The 16710-nt window shown below is 65.4% G+C and carries 16 protein-coding genes; 2 read left to right on the plus strand and 14 right to left on the minus strand.

Annotation, left to right across the window (positions count from 1 at the left end):
* Positions 1-104 precede the first annotated feature (104 nt).
* Complete coding sequence (putA, locus tag FCS99_RS15575; RefSeq protein WP_138514238.1) at positions 105-3227, minus strand: bifunctional proline dehydrogenase/L-glutamate gamma-semialdehyde dehydrogenase PutA; 3123 nt, start codon at positions 3225-3227, stop codon at positions 105-107.
* Positions 3228-3711: 484 nt separating this feature from the next.
* On the opposite strand from putA, the gene FCS99_RS15580 reads away from it, so the two are divergent.
* Positions 3712-4779 carry a glycosyltransferase family 4 protein gene (locus FCS99_RS15580; protein ID WP_199288123.1) on the plus strand — a complete coding sequence of 356 codons (1068 nt, stop codon included), beginning with the start codon at positions 3712-3714 and terminating at the stop codon, positions 4777-4779.
* Between the two features lie 77 nt (positions 4780-4856).
* Here the strand turns inward: FCS99_RS15580 and FCS99_RS15585 are convergent, their stop codons facing one another.
* The 4 genes from FCS99_RS15585 to phnC form a co-directional block, all read right to left on the minus strand.
* The gene (locus FCS99_RS15585; protein WP_138514242.1) at positions 4857-5912 is read right to left on the minus strand and encodes a substrate-binding domain-containing protein; all 1056 of its coding nucleotides are present in this window, start codon (positions 5910-5912) and stop codon (positions 4857-4859) included.
* A gap of 57 nt (positions 5913-5969) precedes the next feature.
* Positions 5970-7169, minus strand: a complete 1200-nt coding sequence (locus tag FCS99_RS15590; RefSeq protein ID WP_171036413.1) for an OprO/OprP family phosphate-selective porin — start codon at positions 7167-7169, stop codon at positions 5970-5972.
* Positions 7170-7438: 269 nt separating this feature from the next.
* Complete coding sequence (gene phnE, locus FCS99_RS15595) at positions 7439-9460, minus strand: phosphonate ABC transporter, permease protein PhnE (protein ID WP_138514246.1); 2022 nt, start codon at positions 9458-9460, stop codon at positions 7439-7441.
* Positions 9457-10251, minus strand: a complete 795-nt coding sequence (gene phnC, locus FCS99_RS15600; RefSeq protein ID WP_138514248.1) for a phosphonate ABC transporter ATP-binding protein — start codon at positions 10249-10251, stop codon at positions 9457-9459. The genes phnE and phnC overlap by 4 nt, the downstream gene beginning before the upstream one ends.
* Before the next feature lie 69 nt (positions 10252-10320).
* Here phnC and FCS99_RS15605 point away from each other — a divergent pair, with 69 nt between their 5' ends.
* The gene (locus tag FCS99_RS15605; RefSeq protein WP_138514250.1) at positions 10321-10806 is read left to right on the plus strand and encodes a prepilin peptidase; all 486 of its coding nucleotides are present in this window, start codon (positions 10321-10323) and stop codon (positions 10804-10806) included.
* Here FCS99_RS15605 and FCS99_RS15610 read toward each other — a convergent pair.
* From FCS99_RS15610 to gspG, 9 genes are read right to left on the minus strand one after another with little or no spacing between them, the layout of a single operon-like run.
* Positions 10803-11348, minus strand: a complete 546-nt coding sequence (locus tag FCS99_RS15610; RefSeq protein WP_138514252.1) for a hypothetical protein — start codon at positions 11346-11348, stop codon at positions 10803-10805. The genes FCS99_RS15605 and FCS99_RS15610 overlap by 4 nt on opposite strands.
* Positions 11332-12039: a type II secretion system protein N gene (gene gspN / locus FCS99_RS15615; protein WP_138514254.1), complete on the minus strand. Its 708-nt coding sequence runs from the start codon at positions 12037-12039 to the stop codon at positions 11332-11334. The genes FCS99_RS15610 and gspN overlap by 17 nt, the downstream gene beginning before the upstream one ends.
* A complete protein-coding gene (locus tag FCS99_RS15620) occupies positions 12039-12542 on the minus strand; it encodes a type II secretion system protein M (RefSeq protein WP_138514256.1) in 504 nt (167 codons plus the stop codon). Before FCS99_RS15620 ends, gspN begins: the two co-directional genes overlap by 1 nt.
* Complete coding sequence (gene gspL, locus FCS99_RS15625; RefSeq protein WP_171036414.1) at positions 12539-13762, minus strand: type II secretion system protein GspL; 1224 nt, start codon at positions 13760-13762, stop codon at positions 12539-12541. The genes FCS99_RS15620 and gspL overlap by 4 nt, the downstream gene beginning before the upstream one ends.
* Positions 13759-14733, minus strand: coding sequence for a type II secretion system minor pseudopilin GspK (gspK, locus tag FCS99_RS15630; protein WP_138514260.1), 975 nt, complete (start codon positions 14731-14733; stop codon positions 13759-13761). Before gspK ends, gspL begins: the two co-directional genes overlap by 4 nt.
* The gene (gene gspJ, locus FCS99_RS15635; protein ID WP_138514262.1) at positions 14733-15383 is read right to left on the minus strand and encodes a type II secretion system minor pseudopilin GspJ; all 651 of its coding nucleotides are present in this window, start codon (positions 15381-15383) and stop codon (positions 14733-14735) included. Before gspJ ends, gspK begins: the two co-directional genes overlap by 1 nt.
* On the minus strand, positions 15380-15739 hold the full coding sequence (gene gspI / locus FCS99_RS15640; RefSeq protein ID WP_138514264.1) for a type II secretion system minor pseudopilin GspI: 360 nt from the start codon (positions 15737-15739) through the stop codon (positions 15380-15382). Before gspI ends, gspJ begins: the two co-directional genes overlap by 4 nt.
* Positions 15736-16248: a GspH/FimT family pseudopilin gene (locus FCS99_RS15645; RefSeq protein WP_138514266.1), complete on the minus strand. Its 513-nt coding sequence runs from the start codon at positions 16246-16248 to the stop codon at positions 15736-15738. The genes gspI and FCS99_RS15645 overlap by 4 nt, the downstream gene beginning before the upstream one ends.
* Complete coding sequence (gene gspG / locus FCS99_RS15650; RefSeq protein ID WP_138514268.1) at positions 16248-16703, minus strand: type II secretion system major pseudopilin GspG; 456 nt, start codon at positions 16701-16703, stop codon at positions 16248-16250. Before gspG ends, FCS99_RS15645 begins: the two co-directional genes overlap by 1 nt.
* Positions 16704-16710: the final 7 nt, after the last annotated feature.

Raw genomic sequence — 16710 nt, forward strand, 5'->3', positions numbered from 1 at the left:
GGCCCCGAAACCCACACATGCCATTGGCTGTGGAAAGGTCGAAAAAGCACAAGGGGCGGTGGTTGGCACCACCGCCCCCTGCAATTGCGGAATGGCTGTTCGGCCTAATCCAGGTTGAGCAGTTCCGGGTCGCCGCCCTGGGCCGCGATGTTCACCGTCACCGTCCGCTCGCCGGCAAACCGGTGCAGATAGTGCGGACCACCGGCCTTGGGACCGGTGCCGGACAGGCCTTCCCCGCCGAAGGGCTGCACGCCGACCACGGCCCCCACCATGTTGCGGTTCACATAGACATTGCCGGCCGGAACGATGGCCTGCATCTGCTGGTGGAAGGATTCGAGTCGCGAATGGATGCCCAGGGTCAGGCCATAGCCCTTGGCGGCCAGCTGACGGGCAATCGCCGACAGGTCGCGCCGCTTGTAGCGCACGACGTGAAGGACCGGACCGAAGACCTCGCGATCGATCATGTCGATCGAGGGCAGTTCCACCAGGGCCGGGCCGAAGAAGAAGCCCTGGTCCGCCAGATCACCGACATCGATCTGCTTGATCACGGTCGCCCCCGCTTCCATCCGCTCCATGTGGCGCAGGAGAAGCTCGCGGGCCTCATTGTCGATCACCGGACCGACATCAGTGGCCGGATCGGCCGGGTCGCCGATTTTCAGCTCGTCCATGGCCCCGGCGAGCGATTCGATCAGCTCATCCGCCGTCTCCTCGGGCACGAAGATGACGCGCAGGGCCGAGCAGCGCTGACCGGCCGAGCCGAAGGCCGACATGATCGCATCATCCACCACCTGCTCTCGCAGGGCCGACGTGTCGACGAACATGCCGTTCAGACCGCCCGTCTCCGCAATCAGCGGCGCAATCGCGGTTTCACGGGCAGCCAGCGAACGGTTGATCGCCCGGGCCACTTCGGTGGATCCGGTAAAGGCCACGCCCGCCGTGCGCGGGTCATTGGTCAGGGCCGCACCGATGATCTCGCCCGTGCCCGGCAGGAAGTGCAGGACCGACGGCGGCAGACCCGCTGCCTGGAACAATTGCACGGCCTGGAACGCGACCAGCGGCGTCTGCTCCGCCGGCTTGGCGATCACCGCATTGCCCGCCGCGAGCGCCGCGGCGACCTGGCCGGTGAAGATGGCCAGCGGGAAGTTCCACGGACTGATACAGACGAAGACACCGCGGCCTTTCAGACCGAAATGATTGGTCTCGCCGGCCGGCCCGGGCAGACGGGTATTGATGTCGAACTCGCGCTCGGCCTGGGCGGCGTAATAGCGGCAGAAATCGACCGCCTCGCGGACTTCCGCGATCCCGTCATTGAGCGTCTTGCCCGCCTCGCGCGTCATCAGCGCGATCAGGTCTTCCATATTGTCTTCCAGCGCATCGCCCATGGCGCGCAGGATCGCCCCGCGGGCCTTGCCGCCCCGCGCATCCCAGGCCGGCTGGGCCGCCATGGCGATCTCGAAGGCCGCATTGACCTCGTCCACCGAGGCATCCACCGCAGTGCCGACATATTCGGCCGCATCGATGGGCGACATGATCTGGTGGGCGGCACCGTCCAGCGCCTGGCCATTCACCAGCGGCGTTGCCGTGATCGGCTCGGACTTCTCGAAATCCTCGAAGGCCTTGCGGAACCGGGCCTGGATGGCGGCCTGGGTCAGATCGAGCCCCTTGGAGTTCTTGCGCTCCTCGCCATACAGGTCTTCCGGCTTGGCGATCTTTTCGTGGCGGTCGATCGTCTGGGCAATCTCGAACGGTCCCCGGGCCACGTCTTCCACCGGCACATCCGGATCCAGGAAGGAGTGGACGAAAGAGGTGTTGGCACCGTTCTCCAGCAGGCGGCGGACCAGATAGGGCAGCAGGTCCTCATGGCTGCCCACCGGCGCGTAGATGCGCACGCGCTGCTTGCCGTACAGCTTGTCAGCCGCCGCATAGAGCGCCTCGCCCATGCCGTGCAGGCGCTGGAACTCGTAATTCTCCACCCCTTCCTGCAGCGCCATGTCACGCACCGCACTCAACGAGTGGGCGTTATGCGTGGCAAACTGGCCGTAGATGGCTTCCGGGGCGCTCAGCATCAGCCGGGCGCAAGAGAGATAGTTGAGGTCGGTGGCCGGTTTGGTCGTCCAGACCGGGAAGTCCTCCCAACCCATCTGGTGGGCGATCTTGATCTCGGTATCCCAATAGGCACCCTTCACCAGACGCACCATGAAGCGGCGCGAGGTCTGGCGGCCCAGCTCGATCAGGCGCTCGATCAGGAAGCGCGCGCGCTTCTGGTACGCCTGCACCGCCAGGCCGAGCCCCTGCCAGCCTTCCAGCTCCGGCTCGCGGGCCAGACGGTCCAGGATTTTCAGCGACAGCACCAGGCGGTCGGCCTCCTCGGCATCGAGGCAGAAGCCGATATCATAGGATTTCGCCTTGATCGCCTGTTCCAGGACGAGCGGGTAGAGCTCCTCCATCACCCGGGCTTCCTTCACCGCGAAATATTTCGGGTGCAGGGCGGAGAGCTTCACGGACACACCGTGTTCCTGTTCCACCGGCTTCTTGCCGCGCACCTTGCCCACCGCATCGATGGCGTCGAGATAGCGCCGATGATAGCGCTTGGCGTCCTCCGCCGTGCGGGCGCCCTCGCCCAGCATGTCGAAGGAACACATGCGCTCATTCTTCTTGGCGCGCTTGATCCCCTCGGAAATCTTGCGGCCCAGGACGAAATTCTCGCCCATGATCCCCATTGCCCGCATGGTGGCGGCGCGGATCACTGGCTCACCCAGGCGCTGGGTCATGCGACGCCAATAGGCCCCCGGGTTTTCCCGCGCCTCCGGATCGACATCGATGATATTGCCGGTCATCATCAGACCCAGCGTGGAGGCATTGACCAGCCAGCTCTCCGACCGGCCCATATGCTCGGCCCAGGCGCCGCCGGCAATCTTCTCGGCGATCATGCGGTCGGCGGTCGGGGCATCCGGGATGCGCAGCAGGGCTTCCGCCAGACACATCAGGGCCAGGCCTTCCCGGTTCGACAGGCCGAATTCCTGCAGGAAACTGTCCATCAGGCCACGCGACTTGGTGGTCTGACGCGCCGTCTTCACCAGACTGATCGCTTCATCATGAATACGGGCCCGTGCCGCATCATCCAGACCGGCCTGCCCGGCCAGTTCTTTTACCATCGCCGTTTCATCGGCGAATTTCACCGTATCAAGGTCGTCCCAGCGAAGGGTTTCGCGAGCCTGGACATTCATGACTGAAACTCCATTCCAGCAAGTTACAGGGTCGGACATTGGTCCCGACTTCAAAGCCGGGCAAGCGAAGTCTTCCGTTATTCAGTGATGGCGATACCACGCACAAAAACCATCAAACAAGCAAAGCAGTATGACTTCGCCATACATTTCGAATGTTTCGGGGTGAGCGCATTTCCCGAACAATCCTGTCCCGGTTTTTGCGCCCTTATTGACAGCCCGTCCCACGGCCGGAATTTCCGTCTGCGACCTGTCGCGCGGCGCATAACCGCTTTCTTTCCTTCAAGCCAGCTCAAACGCCAGTATGCTGCCGGGCTGACAGAGCCCGCCGGCTCGGCTAAAGCCTGCCGGATGCATGTTTCCCGGCCCAACACAACGGACTCCCATGACTGACCCCACCGATCTGCACGATGATGACGAGGACCTCCGGCTCGAGGATGAGGCGGACGACACTGATGATGACGGGGATGACCGCCCCCAGCGCATCATGCTGGTCACCGATGCCTGGGAACCGCAAATGAACGGAGTGGTCCGCACCCTGTCACGCACGGTCGAGGAATGCCGCGCCATGGGGCACCAGGTCGAGGTCATCCATCCGGGCCTGGGCTACAAGACCTTCCCGCTGCCGACCTATCCGGAAATCAAGCTCGCCCTGTTCACCCGCAAGGACTTGGTGCGGCGCTTCAAGGAATTCGAGCCGGAAGCCATCCACATCGCGACGGAAGGGCCGCTGGGCCTGTCGGCGCGCCGGATCTGCGTGAAGTGGAAACTCCCCTTCACGACCAGCTATCACACCAAATTTCCGGAATATGTGAACGCGCGCTTCCCGATCATTCCCCTGTCCTGGGGCTATGCCTTCATGCGCTGGTTCCACAATGCGTCGGGCCGGATGATGGTCACCACGCCGTCCATGCGCGACGACCTGGCCGAGCGCGGCTTCAAGAATCTCACCCCCTGGGCCCGCGGCGTCGACATCGAGCTGTTCAATCCGGACAAGCGCAAGGTGAATGGCGAGGATGTCTATGAAGGCCTGCAGCGCCCGATCTGGGTCAATGTCGGCCGGATCGCGGTCGAGAAGAATATCGAGACCTTCCTCAAGCTCGACCTGCCCGGCACCAAGGTGGTGGTGGGAGACGGACCCCAGCGCGAAGAGCTGAAGCAGAAATATCCGGATGCCGTTTTCCCGGGCTCGCGCTTTGGCGAGGAATTGGCGCGCTATTTCGCCGATGCTGATGTCTTCGTCTTCCCCAGCTGGACCGACACGTTCGGCCTGGTCAATCTGGAAGCCATGGCCTGCGGCACGCCAGTCGCCGCCTTCCCGGCCCACGGTCCCCGGGACATCATTCCCGGCTCCGGCGGCGGCTTCATCAATGATGATCTGCGCCAGGCCTGCCTGGATTGTCTGGAGATCGACCGGGCCGCGCCGCGGGCCCATGCGGAAAAGCACTCCTGGAAACAGTGTGCGATCGATTTCGTCCAGAACCTGACCCCGCATCCCAAACCGGAACGCCGCCGCTTCTGGCGCCGCCTGCGTCGTCAGAAATCCCTCTACTGAGGCCTGGCAATACCGCATGAAAAAAGGCGCCGTGGTCAGCCACGGCGCCTTTCTTGTATGCGGATTGGACCCGGCGCCTATTCCGGCGCGTGGGTCATCGCCGTCAGGGAGACTGCTGCATCGCGAACGGCCATGCGCTCGTCTTCATGCAGCGGGATCAGACCCCGGTCGGTGAGATAGCCGAACTCGCCCCAGGCTTCGTCGGAGGTGAATTCCTCAACATACTCGGCCAGGCCCGGCACGATCGCGGCGTGCTGGTTCTTCACATAGAAGAAGAGCGAACGGGACACCGGATAGCTGCCATCGGAGATGGCGTCGAATTCCGGCACCACGCCCTCGATCATCACGCCGGACAGACGGTCATAATTCTGGTCGAGGAAGGAATAGCCGAACACGCCGAAGGCGTCGGGCGTATTGACCAGGGTCTGGACAATGGCGTTGTCATTCTCGCCGGCATCGATCCAGCGGCCGTCTTCACGGATACGGCTGGCAATGCCCTCGAAACGGTCGCCATCGGCATCATGCAGCGCGTCCATGCAGGCGATGCCGCGGGCGCCGGCCTGCATGCCCAGTTCCACGAAAGCGTCACGGGTGCCGGACGTCGGCGGCGGACCGAAGACTTCGATGCGCTGACGCGGCAGGGAGGAGTCGATGTCCGACCAGCGCTCATACGGGTTCGGGATGAAGCTGGAGCAGGTCTCGTCCGCCGGGACCTCGGCGGCCAGGGCCAGCCAGAGCTGGGTCAGGGTCAGGTCCAGGTTTTCCGCGTCACGGTCGGCCGAGCCCAGCACGATGCCGTCATAGCCGATCCGCACTTCGGTGATCTCGCGCACACCATTATTCTGGCAGCGCTCGTATTCGGAGGCGCGCATGCGGCGCGATGCGTTGACGATGTCCGGGTTCTCGGCGCCGACACCGGAACAGAAGAGGCGGAAGCCGCCGCCCGAACCGGTCGATTCCACCACCGGCGTCGCATATTCCGTGCTCGCACCGAAGGTTTCGGCAACGGCCGTCGAGAAGGGGAAGACGGTCGAAGAGCCGACAATGCGGATCTGGTCACGCTGCTGGGCTTCCGCCCCGCCGGCGATGGCCAGCACGGCACAGACGGCCGCGATTTTCGCTTGGAGTTTCATGTCTAGCATTCCTTGCCAATTGAACCTTTTAGAGCGCTTGCGCGCCGTGATCGGGATCTAGAAATCCCATTGCAGTCGGAGTTGTGCGCCCGAAATGTCCGTGCTGGCGGCACCGGCCCGCTCGACCGTGCCATCGACCAGATTCGCCATCACGCGAACCCGGTCTTCCAGATACCAGTTTACGCCCAGCGTCCAGTTGGTCAGCACGCCTTCATTGACCGAGTCCAGGTCGGCACGGTCAACGCGCAGGGCGATCTCGACCGCGCCCAAACCGCCTTCGGACAGGGGCGTGGCCGGACGCGTGCGACCGAAGCGGCCGGAACCGCTGGAATAGGAACGGGTCTCGCCGGTCAGGAAATAGCCGGCGGAGATGTACTGGGCATTGAAGTCCGGATCACCGGCCGGTCCGTCGACCGTCAGATCCATCCATTCCGCTTCCACATGGAAGGGCCCGCGAACCATGGCCGCTTCCAGACCCCAGAACAGGGAGGTCTCGGCTTCGCCCAGCGGGCGGCCCGGACGGAAATCGGCCGACACGACCCGGTCGGTGATATGGGTCTGCGGACGCACGCGGACACGCGTGCCGGCATCACCGTAATCCAGGTGGCGCACGGAAGCGCCGAAATGCAGCGTCGCGGCTTCGGTCGAAACGGACCGGGTGAAGCGCGCTGCGATGGCGGAGCTGTCATCCAGCTCCAAGCTTTCGGACAGATCGCCCGGCCGGCCGCCGAACACGCCGCCACTGATCGTGAACCCCTCGCCCTCATGCACCAGAAGCGCACCGACGCGGCGGTCCAGACCGAACAGATCCGTGCCCAGGCCGCGCTCCATGAAAGTGATGTAGCGGGACGAGGTTGCCTCATCGATCGAGTTCGGGGTCTTCATGTGACCCAGCTTCAATTCGAAGCCGGTTCCTTCGAAGGTGAGGTAGACGTCATTGGCGGCAATCGACTCATTGATCCAGTCGAACTCGGCCACATAGCCGACACCGCTGAAACTGCCGGTCACGCCGAGGCGGGCGGTGCGGATCTCGCTGTCCGACCAGGACGTGGTGGCACCGGCCGTGTCGAACTCGACATCGCCGTAATCCAGGAAGACGCGGCCGCGGAAGGTGAAGCTGTCGCCGGTTTCCGGGTTCGACCAGGAAGGGACACCATCGAATTCCCAGCCCGCTTCATCCTGGGCGAAAGCGGCAGAGGTCGGAACGAGTGCGGTGGCTGCGGCCAAGAGGGTGCTCGCAAGAAAAGCTTTGGTCACGAGGGACTGTCCTGAAGCTTTCAGGACGCCTGTCTGACGTCGTCGGCTATAGAAGCTTTGTGTCAAACCTGCGTCTCTGATGTGAAGGTTTTGCTACGACTTTGGTATTTCGCGAAAGCTCGTAATCGGAATCCATGACGGTTTTGCAACAAACGCATCACAAGTTTGTTGCAGTATTCCGCGAAGAGTCGAAAAGCACCATGTAAACAAGAAAAAGGCCCGGGACCTTGGGGTCCCGGGCCGGTTTCGTCGGCTCAATCTGACGCTGTCTAGACGAGACGTTTGCGCAGCAATTGTGACAGCAAATCGATGGCGCTGACGGCCACGACGATGACGATCACGATGGCCGCGGTCCGTTGATAATCGAAGGCGCGAACCGCTTCGAACAGGATCTGGCCGATACCGCCCGCCCCGATCAGGCCGAGCACGGTGGCCGAGCGCGCATTCGACTCGAACCGGTAGAGACCGAAAGAGGTCCACAGCGGGGCGACCTGCGGAATCACCGCCCAGATCACTTCGTGCAGCGGCATGGCGCCGGTGGCGCGCACACCCTCCACGGGCCCGTTATCGATCGCCTCAACGGCTTCCGAGAACAGCTTGGCGAGCACGCCGGTCGTATGGACCGCGAGCGCCATCACACCGGCCAATGGCCCCAGGCCCACAGCGGCAATGAAGACGAGGGCAATGATCAGCTCATTGATCGAGCGGAACACGTCCATCAGGCGGCGCACCGGTTGCACCACCCAGTTGGGTGCCACATTGCGGGCACTCAGCAGGCCGAACGGGATCGCCGAGAAGACGGCGATGAAGGTACCCCAGATCGCGATCTGCACGGTGACGATCATCTGCGGGACGGCCTCGGAGAAGCCATGCATCAGGTTCTGGCCGTACTCGGTGCGCGAGGCGGCGGAGGAAATATCATCCGGGAAGAAGCCGGCGATGAACTCGCCCATATCCCCGGCATTCTCGACCAGCAGGTAGGACCGATCCATGTCGGCACTGTCAAAGCTCCAGACCAGGATGATGATCACGCCGGCCGCAATCACCGCATTGGCAACGCGTTCGAACAGCGGCACGCGCGGTCCCGGCCCGCGCGGCGCGGAGGCCCACAGGAGCAGGGTCAGAAGAACGAGGGCCAGGCCCAGCATGGCGCCGCTGGCCAGCCAGTTGATGCTGGAGACTTCCGCCGGCGCCGGACCATCGGTCTGGACATCACCCACGGCACTGGCCTGGCTGATCAGACCGGTATTCCCGGCTTCCACCTCGGCCAGACGTTCCCGCAGGGCCGCGACGCGGGTTTCGCGCTCGGCCTCCGACAGGTCCGGATCATTCCGGGCCTCGGTCAGGTCCCGCACGATTTCCAGCTGCACGATCGGATCGAGATGCGCATTGGAGGAGGGCAGGAAGAGGCCGAAATACAACGGATCCAGCACTTCGCGGGCCGCCGCAATTTCTTCCGGCGTGCCCATGCGGCCATAATTCATGAAGAAGTATTGCAGGCGCTGCTTGGCTTCCTCGTCCAGGTCCGTACGCCAGATGATCGGGTCGGTCTGGATCGGCGGCGAGGTCCAGATCACGCGGATACGGGCCGCAATGTCCGGACGCGTACGCTGCAGCAGCGTCATGTTCGTGGTGTTGTTGGTGCCGACATCGATCAGCCCATTGGCCACCGCCACGGCATTGGCTTCATGGTTGGCATTGCGGACCGAGTTGAAGCACTCGCTCGGATCAATGCCGCGCGGCGCGAAAATGAAGGCCGACGGGACCAAATAGCCGGAGGTCGAATTGGGATCACCCATGCCGAAATCGATCGATCCGTCACAGGTCAGAATGTCCTCGACCGACTGGATCGGGCTGTCCACCGGCACGATGAGCACGGAATTATAGCCTTCCGACCCGTCCGGATAGGTCGCCTTGGCAAAGACCTGGCCACCGCCCAGCCGCACGGCCTGCAGACCGGAGAAGTTGGAGAACCACGCCACCTGGATCGAGCCATAGCGCATGGCCTGGATCATCCCGGCATAGTCGGAGGCATAGAAGGGCTGGATGTCATAGCCCGTCCATTCCGACATGGCGGCGATGAAGGGGCGCCAGTTGGATTCCAGATTGGACGAGGACTCGGTGGCAATGATGCCGAAATTCAGCGTGCGGCGTTCGACCGGTTCGGTCAGCACGGTCGGGCTGGCACCGGTATCGCCGCTGGTGTCCGCCGGGCCCGAACAGGCGGCCAGGCCGGCCAGCGAGACCAGAAGCGCCAGGCGCAGGAAAATCTGGGACATCAGGCGGATCATGACTCCCCTCCATGGAAGGCCGTCTCGAATTCGGGGCCGTAGATCTCGACCAGTTTCTCGCGGCTCAGACCGTCGGACGGTCCGTCATAGACGATCCGCCCCTTGTTCAGGGCGACCGTGCGGTCGCAGAATTTCTGGGCGTAATCGACCTGGTGCAGGGTCACCACCACGGTCAGGTCATCGGTCTGGTTCAGCTCGCGCAGCAATTCCATCACCTTTCGGGCGGACACCGGGTCCAGCGAGGCGATCGGCTCGTCAGCGAACAGGACTTTGGCGCCCTGGACGAGCGAGCGCGCGATGGCGCCGCGCTGCTGCTGACCGCCGGACAGGTTGGAGGCGCGGCGGCCGGCGAATTCGGCAATGCCGACCCGTTCCAGCGCATCCATGGCGGATTGCTTCACCGAGGTCGGGAACAGGCCCAGCGCCCCGCGCCAGGCCGGCAGGCGGCCCAGGGCGCCCAGCATGACATTGGCAAACAGGGTCAGGCGGCCGACCAGGTTGAACTGCTGGAAGATGAAGCCGAGCCGGGCGCGATTGGCGCGCACACCGGAACTGATCTTGCCCTTGGACTGCATGACCTTGCCGAGCACGGAGACCGGACCGGAATCGGTATCGGCGACTTGCAGGGCGGCACCGACACGCAGGAGGGTGGACTTGCCGGAACCGGACGGGCCGATGAGGGCCACCATTTCACCCGGTTCGATGGTCAGGCTGACATTGTCGAGCGCCTTCGTCTCGCCGAATGTCATCCGGACATTTTCGGCTTTGAGCGCCGCTGCGGCGTCTGTCATGTTTGGCCTCACCCCTTTGCGCGCCGATGTTTTGGCGCAGTCCCAAGACACTTTTGTGACAGGACCCGCATGATTGTCATCCACGCCGCGAGCCTGATCCTCATAACTGCGTTGATCACGCTGTCCTGGATCGATTTTCGGACATACCGGCTACCCGATCCAGTGACTTTGCCGCTGATCGCCGCCGGTCTGGCAGCGAATGCGTTTGTGTTCAATACCCCGGCTGCGTCTTTGGTCGGTGCAGCGCTGGGCTATGGCGTTTTTGTCGCAATCGAGATCGGCTTCAAAAAGCTGCGCGGCATCCAGGGGCTGGGGCGCGGGGATGCCAAGCTTCTGGCCGCTGGCGGGGCCTGGTGCGGTGGCTGGCTGTTGCCGGGCATCGTGCTGATCGGCGCCCTCTCCGCCCTGCTCTTCGTGGGCATGCTGGCGCTGATCCGGCGTCAGCCTCTCAATGACACCACGCCCTACGCTTTCGGCCCCTGGCTCGCCCTGGGCATCGCCTTGGCCTGGGTCTATCGCGCCTATGGTCCCGGCCTGTACCCGCCCGTCTACTAGCGCGGTGCCTGGCCCGCACCGCGGCAGGCATAGACACCGATCACCGGGATCACCAGGGTGCGGCCATTGGGCTGGACCACGCGCATCACGGCCCGCTCGATCCGCTGCCCCGTCGGCAGGCTCTCGCCCACGCGTCCACTTAACCGGATGTCCAGCTGTCGCTGCGCATCGGCATAGACGCGATGGAACGGATCGCCGGTGACATAGCCGCCCTCGCGCGCCGGCGTGTAGAAACCGTGCTCGGCGCCCATGGCGAAGATGCGGGCAAACCCGTCCGTCTCATTCTCGAAAGCGACCAGGCGGTGCGCCGCATCCGCCGTCCAGAAGAATGTGGCACAGGCTCCATCGGCCAGGCTTTGCGGGGGCAGGCCGGATTGCCCATCGGTCAGCGCGGCTTCAGCCCCGGGCCGAGCCTGTTCCAGCGCCGGCGGTCGCGGCAGCGATGCGGACGGAGCGGCCCCGCCCGTGCTGGCACAACCCGCCAGGACCAGACCGGCCAGACCGCACAGGAGCGGGACCCAGTGTCTACGGATTGCCGTCATAAGCCCGTCTCCCTTCACGCTGCCAGACATCACCGTCACGCTCGAACCCGGCCAGGGCCAGCATGTCGGCCATGTCCGACATTTCCGTCCGTGCTGTCACGCGCCAGTCCACAGCCTGCGCGCCGAACACCGCCTCGCCGTCCAGTTCCAGACGGTCGGAGCGGCCTGCAAAATCCACCACCAGAACCCCGTCCCGGCAGGCCAGCTGCCCTGTCAGGACCGGACCGTCAAACCCGGTCAGCGCGCCGGTGCGCACTTCACCCGCCGCCGCGCGGCAGGTGCCGTTTCGCCAGTCCAGTTCGCTGATCCGGCCCTGCACCCGCTCACCACCGCCCAGCCCGGGCAGGTCTGGCGCATCCAGCCGATCCAGGGCGACAGAGAAATCGGCCCCGGTGAGCCGGACACGGCCACCGCTCCAATCCGCCCGGCCCCGGCCGCGCAGACTGTCATCCTCGATCTGCCAATCCAGACTCAGCTGTCCGGTCAGCAACCCCGCAGGCCGCAGCCCGACCCGGGTCTCCCGCACGGTCTGGTTCCGGAGGCGCAGATCATAGATCCGGCCATCCCAGACCGTGCCATAGACGTCGGAATAGCCCGCCGGCCCCGCCAGCATGACCACCGCCTTGAGCGGCATGAGCACGATCAGCCAGACCAGAAGAAAGCCCAGAACCAGACCCGCCCGTGCCCACATCACGCGCCTCCCGCCTGCCGCAGCAGGATCGAGGCCGACACCATCTGGCCCGGCTCGCGGTCGAGACTGGCGGACATGACGGCAATGCCGTGCTCCTGTTCCAGTCCGACCAGGAAGCGCATCACCGACGGGCCCGGCGCGCGGTCGATCGTGATAGTCAGCCCGCCATCCTCGGTCGGAACCATGCGGGCCAGGGCGATCTCGTTGCGCAGCGCCATTGCGCCGACCACGGCCCGCAGGGATTGCTCCGTCCGCGCCGCCTCGCCGGCCCCGCTGGCCGCCAGCTCCCGATAGGCTCGGGCATCGGCCTGCACCGAGCGGTAAAGCTGCATGGACGCGGCATAATCCGTACGCGCCGCCGCATGGAAATCGCGCAGCGGACGGATCACCGCCACGGTCAGGATCAGGCCCAGGATCATCACACCCATCACGCCCAGCATGACCTGCTCGCGGCCGGTACGAGCCTGCCAATAGGCCAGGATCGGGGTCAAAAACCGGGTCATCGCAGCCTCACCGTGAACTCGCCCTCAATGGCATTCTGGCTCTGGCGCGCGCCGCCATCGGCCAGCACAATGCCCAGCGCCTCGGCCCGCGCATTGAGCGTCTCGAAATCGGCAAAATCGGCATAGAGCGCTGACACCAGAAGTTCGGACCGGGCGCGATCAAAGCGGACATGATCGATCCGCACCGTCTCGCTGCCCGCGGTCAATTCCGCCAGCGCCGCCGTCAATTGCAGGAAAGAGGAGCCGGTCTCGCCGCCGCCCAGACGAGCCAACCCGTCGCCGAGCAGGCGTTCCGCCTCTGCCGGGATGACGCGCCGTGTCACCTGCGGCATGGCGGCCCGGAATTCGGCAATCGTCGCGGTATCGAACCGGTCCGCCTGCATCCGGTAGTAAAGCCCCTCGCCCCCGGTCAGCAGACCGAAACCCACCAGAAGCGCCGCAGCCAGCGCGGCCGGTCGTTTCAGCGGCTCGACCAGGGCCGACCAATCCATTCGGGACAGGAGGTCTGTCCCCAGAAGCGGCGGCTGGGCCGCGACCACGGCGTCAGGCAAGGCCGACGCCATCAGGTCGAGATCACCACGCGGGATCTGCCGGAAATTCTCGCCGGCCAGCCCCAGCGTGGCCGACACGGTCACCCCGGCACCGCCCACCGGCTGGACCAGCGGGGAAATCACCGTTCCGAAAAGCTTGGGATCGAGCGCCCCCCCCGCCGGTTTGCCGGGCTGGCGGACAGCATCGCCCTGGAACCAGAGCACGCTGTCGCCGCGGTCGAACAGGGTCAGCCCCGCCGCCGCATCGGCCGCGGCCAGACACTCACTGAGCACATGGACCGGCCGCACGGCCAGCGCATCCACCCGCGCCCGCCAGGCCTCGACCTGGTCGCGGCGGGCCGCCATCACCCAGCGCCGGCCGGTTTCCTGCCGCGCCCCCGGCACGACATGCGTGTCGTCCAGGCGCGCGGCGAGCTCGTCCTCGATGGCAAAAGGCGCAGCCTGTTGCGCGTCCCGGTCACCGCGGGCCGGCAGGTCGATCTCCGCCAGGAACACGCTCTGGGCCGGCAGCAGGACCAGGGTCCGGTTCACCGCGTCCAGCGGAACAGGCAGTTCGGCCAGCTCGCCATCCGCGACACCGTCATGCAGGCGACGCCCGCTGGCGCGCTCGATGACCGACCAGTGCAGGCGTCCGGCCTCTTCCAGCCTGAGGATCAGGTCCTGGCTCATGCGATACTTCCATAACTCTGGGTGATCCGGCGGACCCGGCCACCGGCACATTCGACCAGCGCGGCCAGATGGAACACCTGGCCGGCATGGACGACATCAATCTCGATTTCAAAGAAGCGGGTCTCCAGACCCACCAGGTCCCGGCGCAACCCGTCCGGATCGGTTTCACGAACGACATCCAGCGCCCAGAAGGTCTCGATATCGGCGAACCCGTCCTGCGGACGTTGCAGCAGCAGGCCTTCAATGGCCGTGCGCGTGAGGCTGCCGTCGAAGGCCGCCGCCAGGAGCGGCCATTGATCGGCCTGCAGCGTATTGATGTTCAACCGCGTCGGCGCGGCCACCGGCCGGGTACACACGACAGGCTCCAGCACGCGGTAGATATCCGGCGTCATGGCATCCAGGGCCAGCAATTCGGCGCGCTCCGACATCAGCGTATTGCCGGTCCGGTAGGCCGTGTAGAGCCCGTCCTCGCCGCCCGCGGCCAGGGGCCGGGCATCGCTGTCGATCCAGTCTGCCGCCTGGGCCGCGATCCGCGCTGCCTCGCTCGCCGGAATGTCGAGGGAGCGCATCAGGATTTCGAACCGGTCCTGCTGCGCCGGGTCAGCCCGCCAACCGCCCTGGCCATCCGGCGTCACCAGCCCATTCAGGTTGAAGCAATTATTCCCGTCCCGGACCTGTCCGCTCAACCGGCCGCGCTCGATTGGGAATTGGCGGGCACCGGTCAGCCAGTCCGCATCCGGCCTCAAGGCCGTGTCCGGATCCGCCATGGCGCGCTCGACCAGGGCTTCGGAGAATTCGCGTGCCCCCAGCGCATACCAATAGGCCTGGTCGCGCAGCTGGAGATTGGTCGCGCGCTGCTGGGCAAAGCGCAGATCCCCGGCCAACACCACGGCCAGGCTGGCCATCACCGCGACCAGAAGCAGGGCACTCACCAGAGAGGCACCACTGTCCTTGTGTGCGAAGGCCCGCATCACTGCACACCTCCCGGGGTCAGGACAACATGTTCCATCGCGCCCATGCCGGCCCAGTCATAGCGAAGCCGGATCGCGCCCGGCAGGCCTGCCTCACCTGCTGCCGTCAGGCGAAGACGCCGGCTCCACACCGCGCCCTGCAATACGTCCAGCTCAACGCCCGACACATCGGAGACCAGCACGACTTCACTGTCCTGCGTCCGCGCGGTCGCATCGGGATAGGCCCGGACCCGGCGGATCAGCGTGTCCTCGCGGACCAGGTATTCCACCCGCATCAGAGAACTGCGCGCCCGCAACAGGCCGGGATTGGCCCGGCCCCGGCGGGTCAGGACCAGAAGCACCCGCTCATCCCGGGCCAGATTGCCGGTCTGCCGGACACCGTCAGCATCGGCCGCGAAGACGGCGTGCTCGGGTGCGCCATGCGCATCGCGCACCGGGCGCAGCACGATCTGGCCGGCATCCTCGCGCAGAAGGGTGCGCAACCGGTCCAGCTGCGCCGTCCGGTCCAGCGCCTCGCGATTGACCGCCTGCGCGCTCAGGCTCGACGACATCAGGGCCACGGAAATCGCGCCGATCACGGCAAAGACGAAGACCGACACCAGGACTTCAATGAGGGAGAAACCGCTCTCGGCGGTGACCGGCCGCGTCATCCTTCCGCCCTCCGGAAGGTCGTGTACTCCGCCGCGACCCGCGTCTCACCGGCCTCGCGCACTTCCAGGTGCAGGCGCAGCAGGCCCGCATCATCGGTTCGCGCCACTTCCAGCGACCAGTCATAGGCCGTCCCGGCCAGTTCATACCGGCCCGAGCGCGAGGCCGGACGGGCCGCGTCCAGCCATTGCAGATTGAGAATGTTTTCCGCCGCCAGCGCCGCCAGGCTGCCGCGCTCCACGGCCGCCGTATTGCGCGTCGTCGCACCGGTCATGTTGACCAGGGCGAGGCCCGCCACCGCCAGCACGGTCAGCGCCACCATCATCTCGATCAGGGAGAAACCGGTCTCGCGGGTCATGAGCGTCCGCCCTCGATCCGCTCCAGCCCGCCCCCGCCGGACCAGCCCAGCTCGGTCCAGCCGTCCGGGGTTTCCAGCCGCAGACGGAAGGGTTCGGTCAGCCCGGCCGGGTCGAACCAGATCGCCGGAATGCCGGCCGCGCCACCATCCGCCACCCAATACCCGTCCGCCACGTCGAGCCGCACGGCCTCATCCAGACGATGGGCTGACAGGGCGGGATGATCCCGCAACACCCACCAGCGCCGGTCGACATAGCGATGGAAGGCATAGGACTGCCCGCCCGCCTCCACCGACAGACCGACGGGCGAACCGGTCGCCACGGCCTCTTCGGCGGCTTGGTTGAGCCGCAGGGCCAGACGGTCCGTCTCGCGATCGAGCGGACGCGCCTGCGGCTGCAGGCTCAGCGTGATGGCAAAGGCGACGATGCCGAGGATCGACACGCCGACCAGGACCTCGATCAATGAGATCCCGGCATCACGCCGGTTGGTATCGGGCCGGCTGCAGGGCATCAGCCCTGCCAGTTCCCGATATCGGCATTGAGGCCCTCACCGCCTTCGCGGCCATCGGCACCGAGCGAATAGATGTCGATCATGCCATGCTGGCCGGGATAGGCGTACTGGTAGGGATTGCCCCAGGGGTCGTCCTGCAGCCGGCGGACATAGCCACCCTCGCGGAAATTGACGGCATCGCGCGGCGCTTCCACCAGGGCCTGCAAGCCCTGTTCGGAGGTCGGATATTCGCGCATGTCCAGCCGGTAGGCATCCAGCGCCTGTTCCAGCGTGGCAATGTCGGTGCGCGCCTTCTGCAGCATGGCCTGGTCCTGCGCCGGCAGGACGTTGAGCAGCACGATCGTGCCCATGATGCCGATGATCACCACGGCGATCATGATCTCCAGCAGCGAGAAACCGGCTTCGCTGTCGGTCTCGTCGTCACGGATAGAAGGGTTTGCGAGCGGGTCGGTCATCGACGCC

The sequence above is a fragment of the Maricaulis alexandrii genome (assembly GCF_005871165.1).
GTDB lineage: Bacteria > Pseudomonadota > Alphaproteobacteria > Caulobacterales > Maricaulaceae > Maricaulis > Maricaulis alexandrii.

Coding starts and splice junctions, on each gene's coding strand:
- putA (WP_138514238.1), bottom strand. CDS start 3,227: ATGAATGTCCAGGCTCGCGAAACCCTTCGCTGGGACGACCTTGATACG.
- FCS99_RS15580 (WP_199288123.1), top strand. CDS start 3,712: ATGCTGGTCACCGATGCCTGGGAACCGCAAATGAACGGAGTGGTCCGC.
- FCS99_RS15585 (WP_138514242.1), bottom strand. CDS start 5,912: ATGAAACTCCAAGCGAAAATCGCGGCCGTCTGTGCCGTGCTGGCCATC.
- phnE (WP_138514246.1), bottom strand. CDS start 9,460: ATGATCCGCCTGATGTCCCAGATTTTCCTGCGCCTGGCGCTTCTGGTC.
- phnC (WP_138514248.1), bottom strand. CDS start 10,251: ATGACAGACGCCGCAGCGGCGCTCAAAGCCGAAAATGTCCGGATGACA.
- FCS99_RS15605 (WP_138514250.1), top strand. CDS start 10,321: ATGATTGTCATCCACGCCGCGAGCCTGATCCTCATAACTGCGTTGATC.
- FCS99_RS15610 (WP_138514252.1), bottom strand. CDS start 11,348: ATGACGGCAATCCGTAGACACTGGGTCCCGCTCCTGTGCGGTCTGGCC.
- gspN (WP_138514254.1), bottom strand. CDS start 12,039: ATGTGGGCACGGGCGGGTCTGGTTCTGGGCTTTCTTCTGGTCTGGCTG.
- FCS99_RS15620 (WP_138514256.1), bottom strand. CDS start 12,542: ATGACCCGGTTTTTGACCCCGATCCTGGCCTATTGGCAGGCTCGTACC.
- gspL (WP_171036414.1), bottom strand. CDS start 13,762: ATGAGCCAGGACCTGATCCTCAGGCTGGAAGAGGCCGGACGCCTGCAC.
- gspK (WP_138514260.1), bottom strand. CDS start 14,733: ATGCGGGCCTTCGCACACAAGGACAGTGGTGCCTCTCTGGTGAGTGCC.
- gspJ (WP_138514262.1), bottom strand. CDS start 15,383: ATGACGCGGCCGGTCACCGCCGAGAGCGGTTTCTCCCTCATTGAAGTC.
- gspI (WP_138514264.1), bottom strand. CDS start 15,739: ATGACCCGCGAGACCGGTTTCTCCCTGATCGAGATGATGGTGGCGCTG.
- FCS99_RS15645 (WP_138514266.1), bottom strand. CDS start 16,248: ATGCCCTGCAGCCGGCCCGATACCAACCGGCGTGATGCCGGGATCTCA.
- gspG (WP_138514268.1), bottom strand. CDS start 16,703: ATGACCGACCCGCTCGCAAACCCTTCTATCCGTGACGACGAGACCGAC.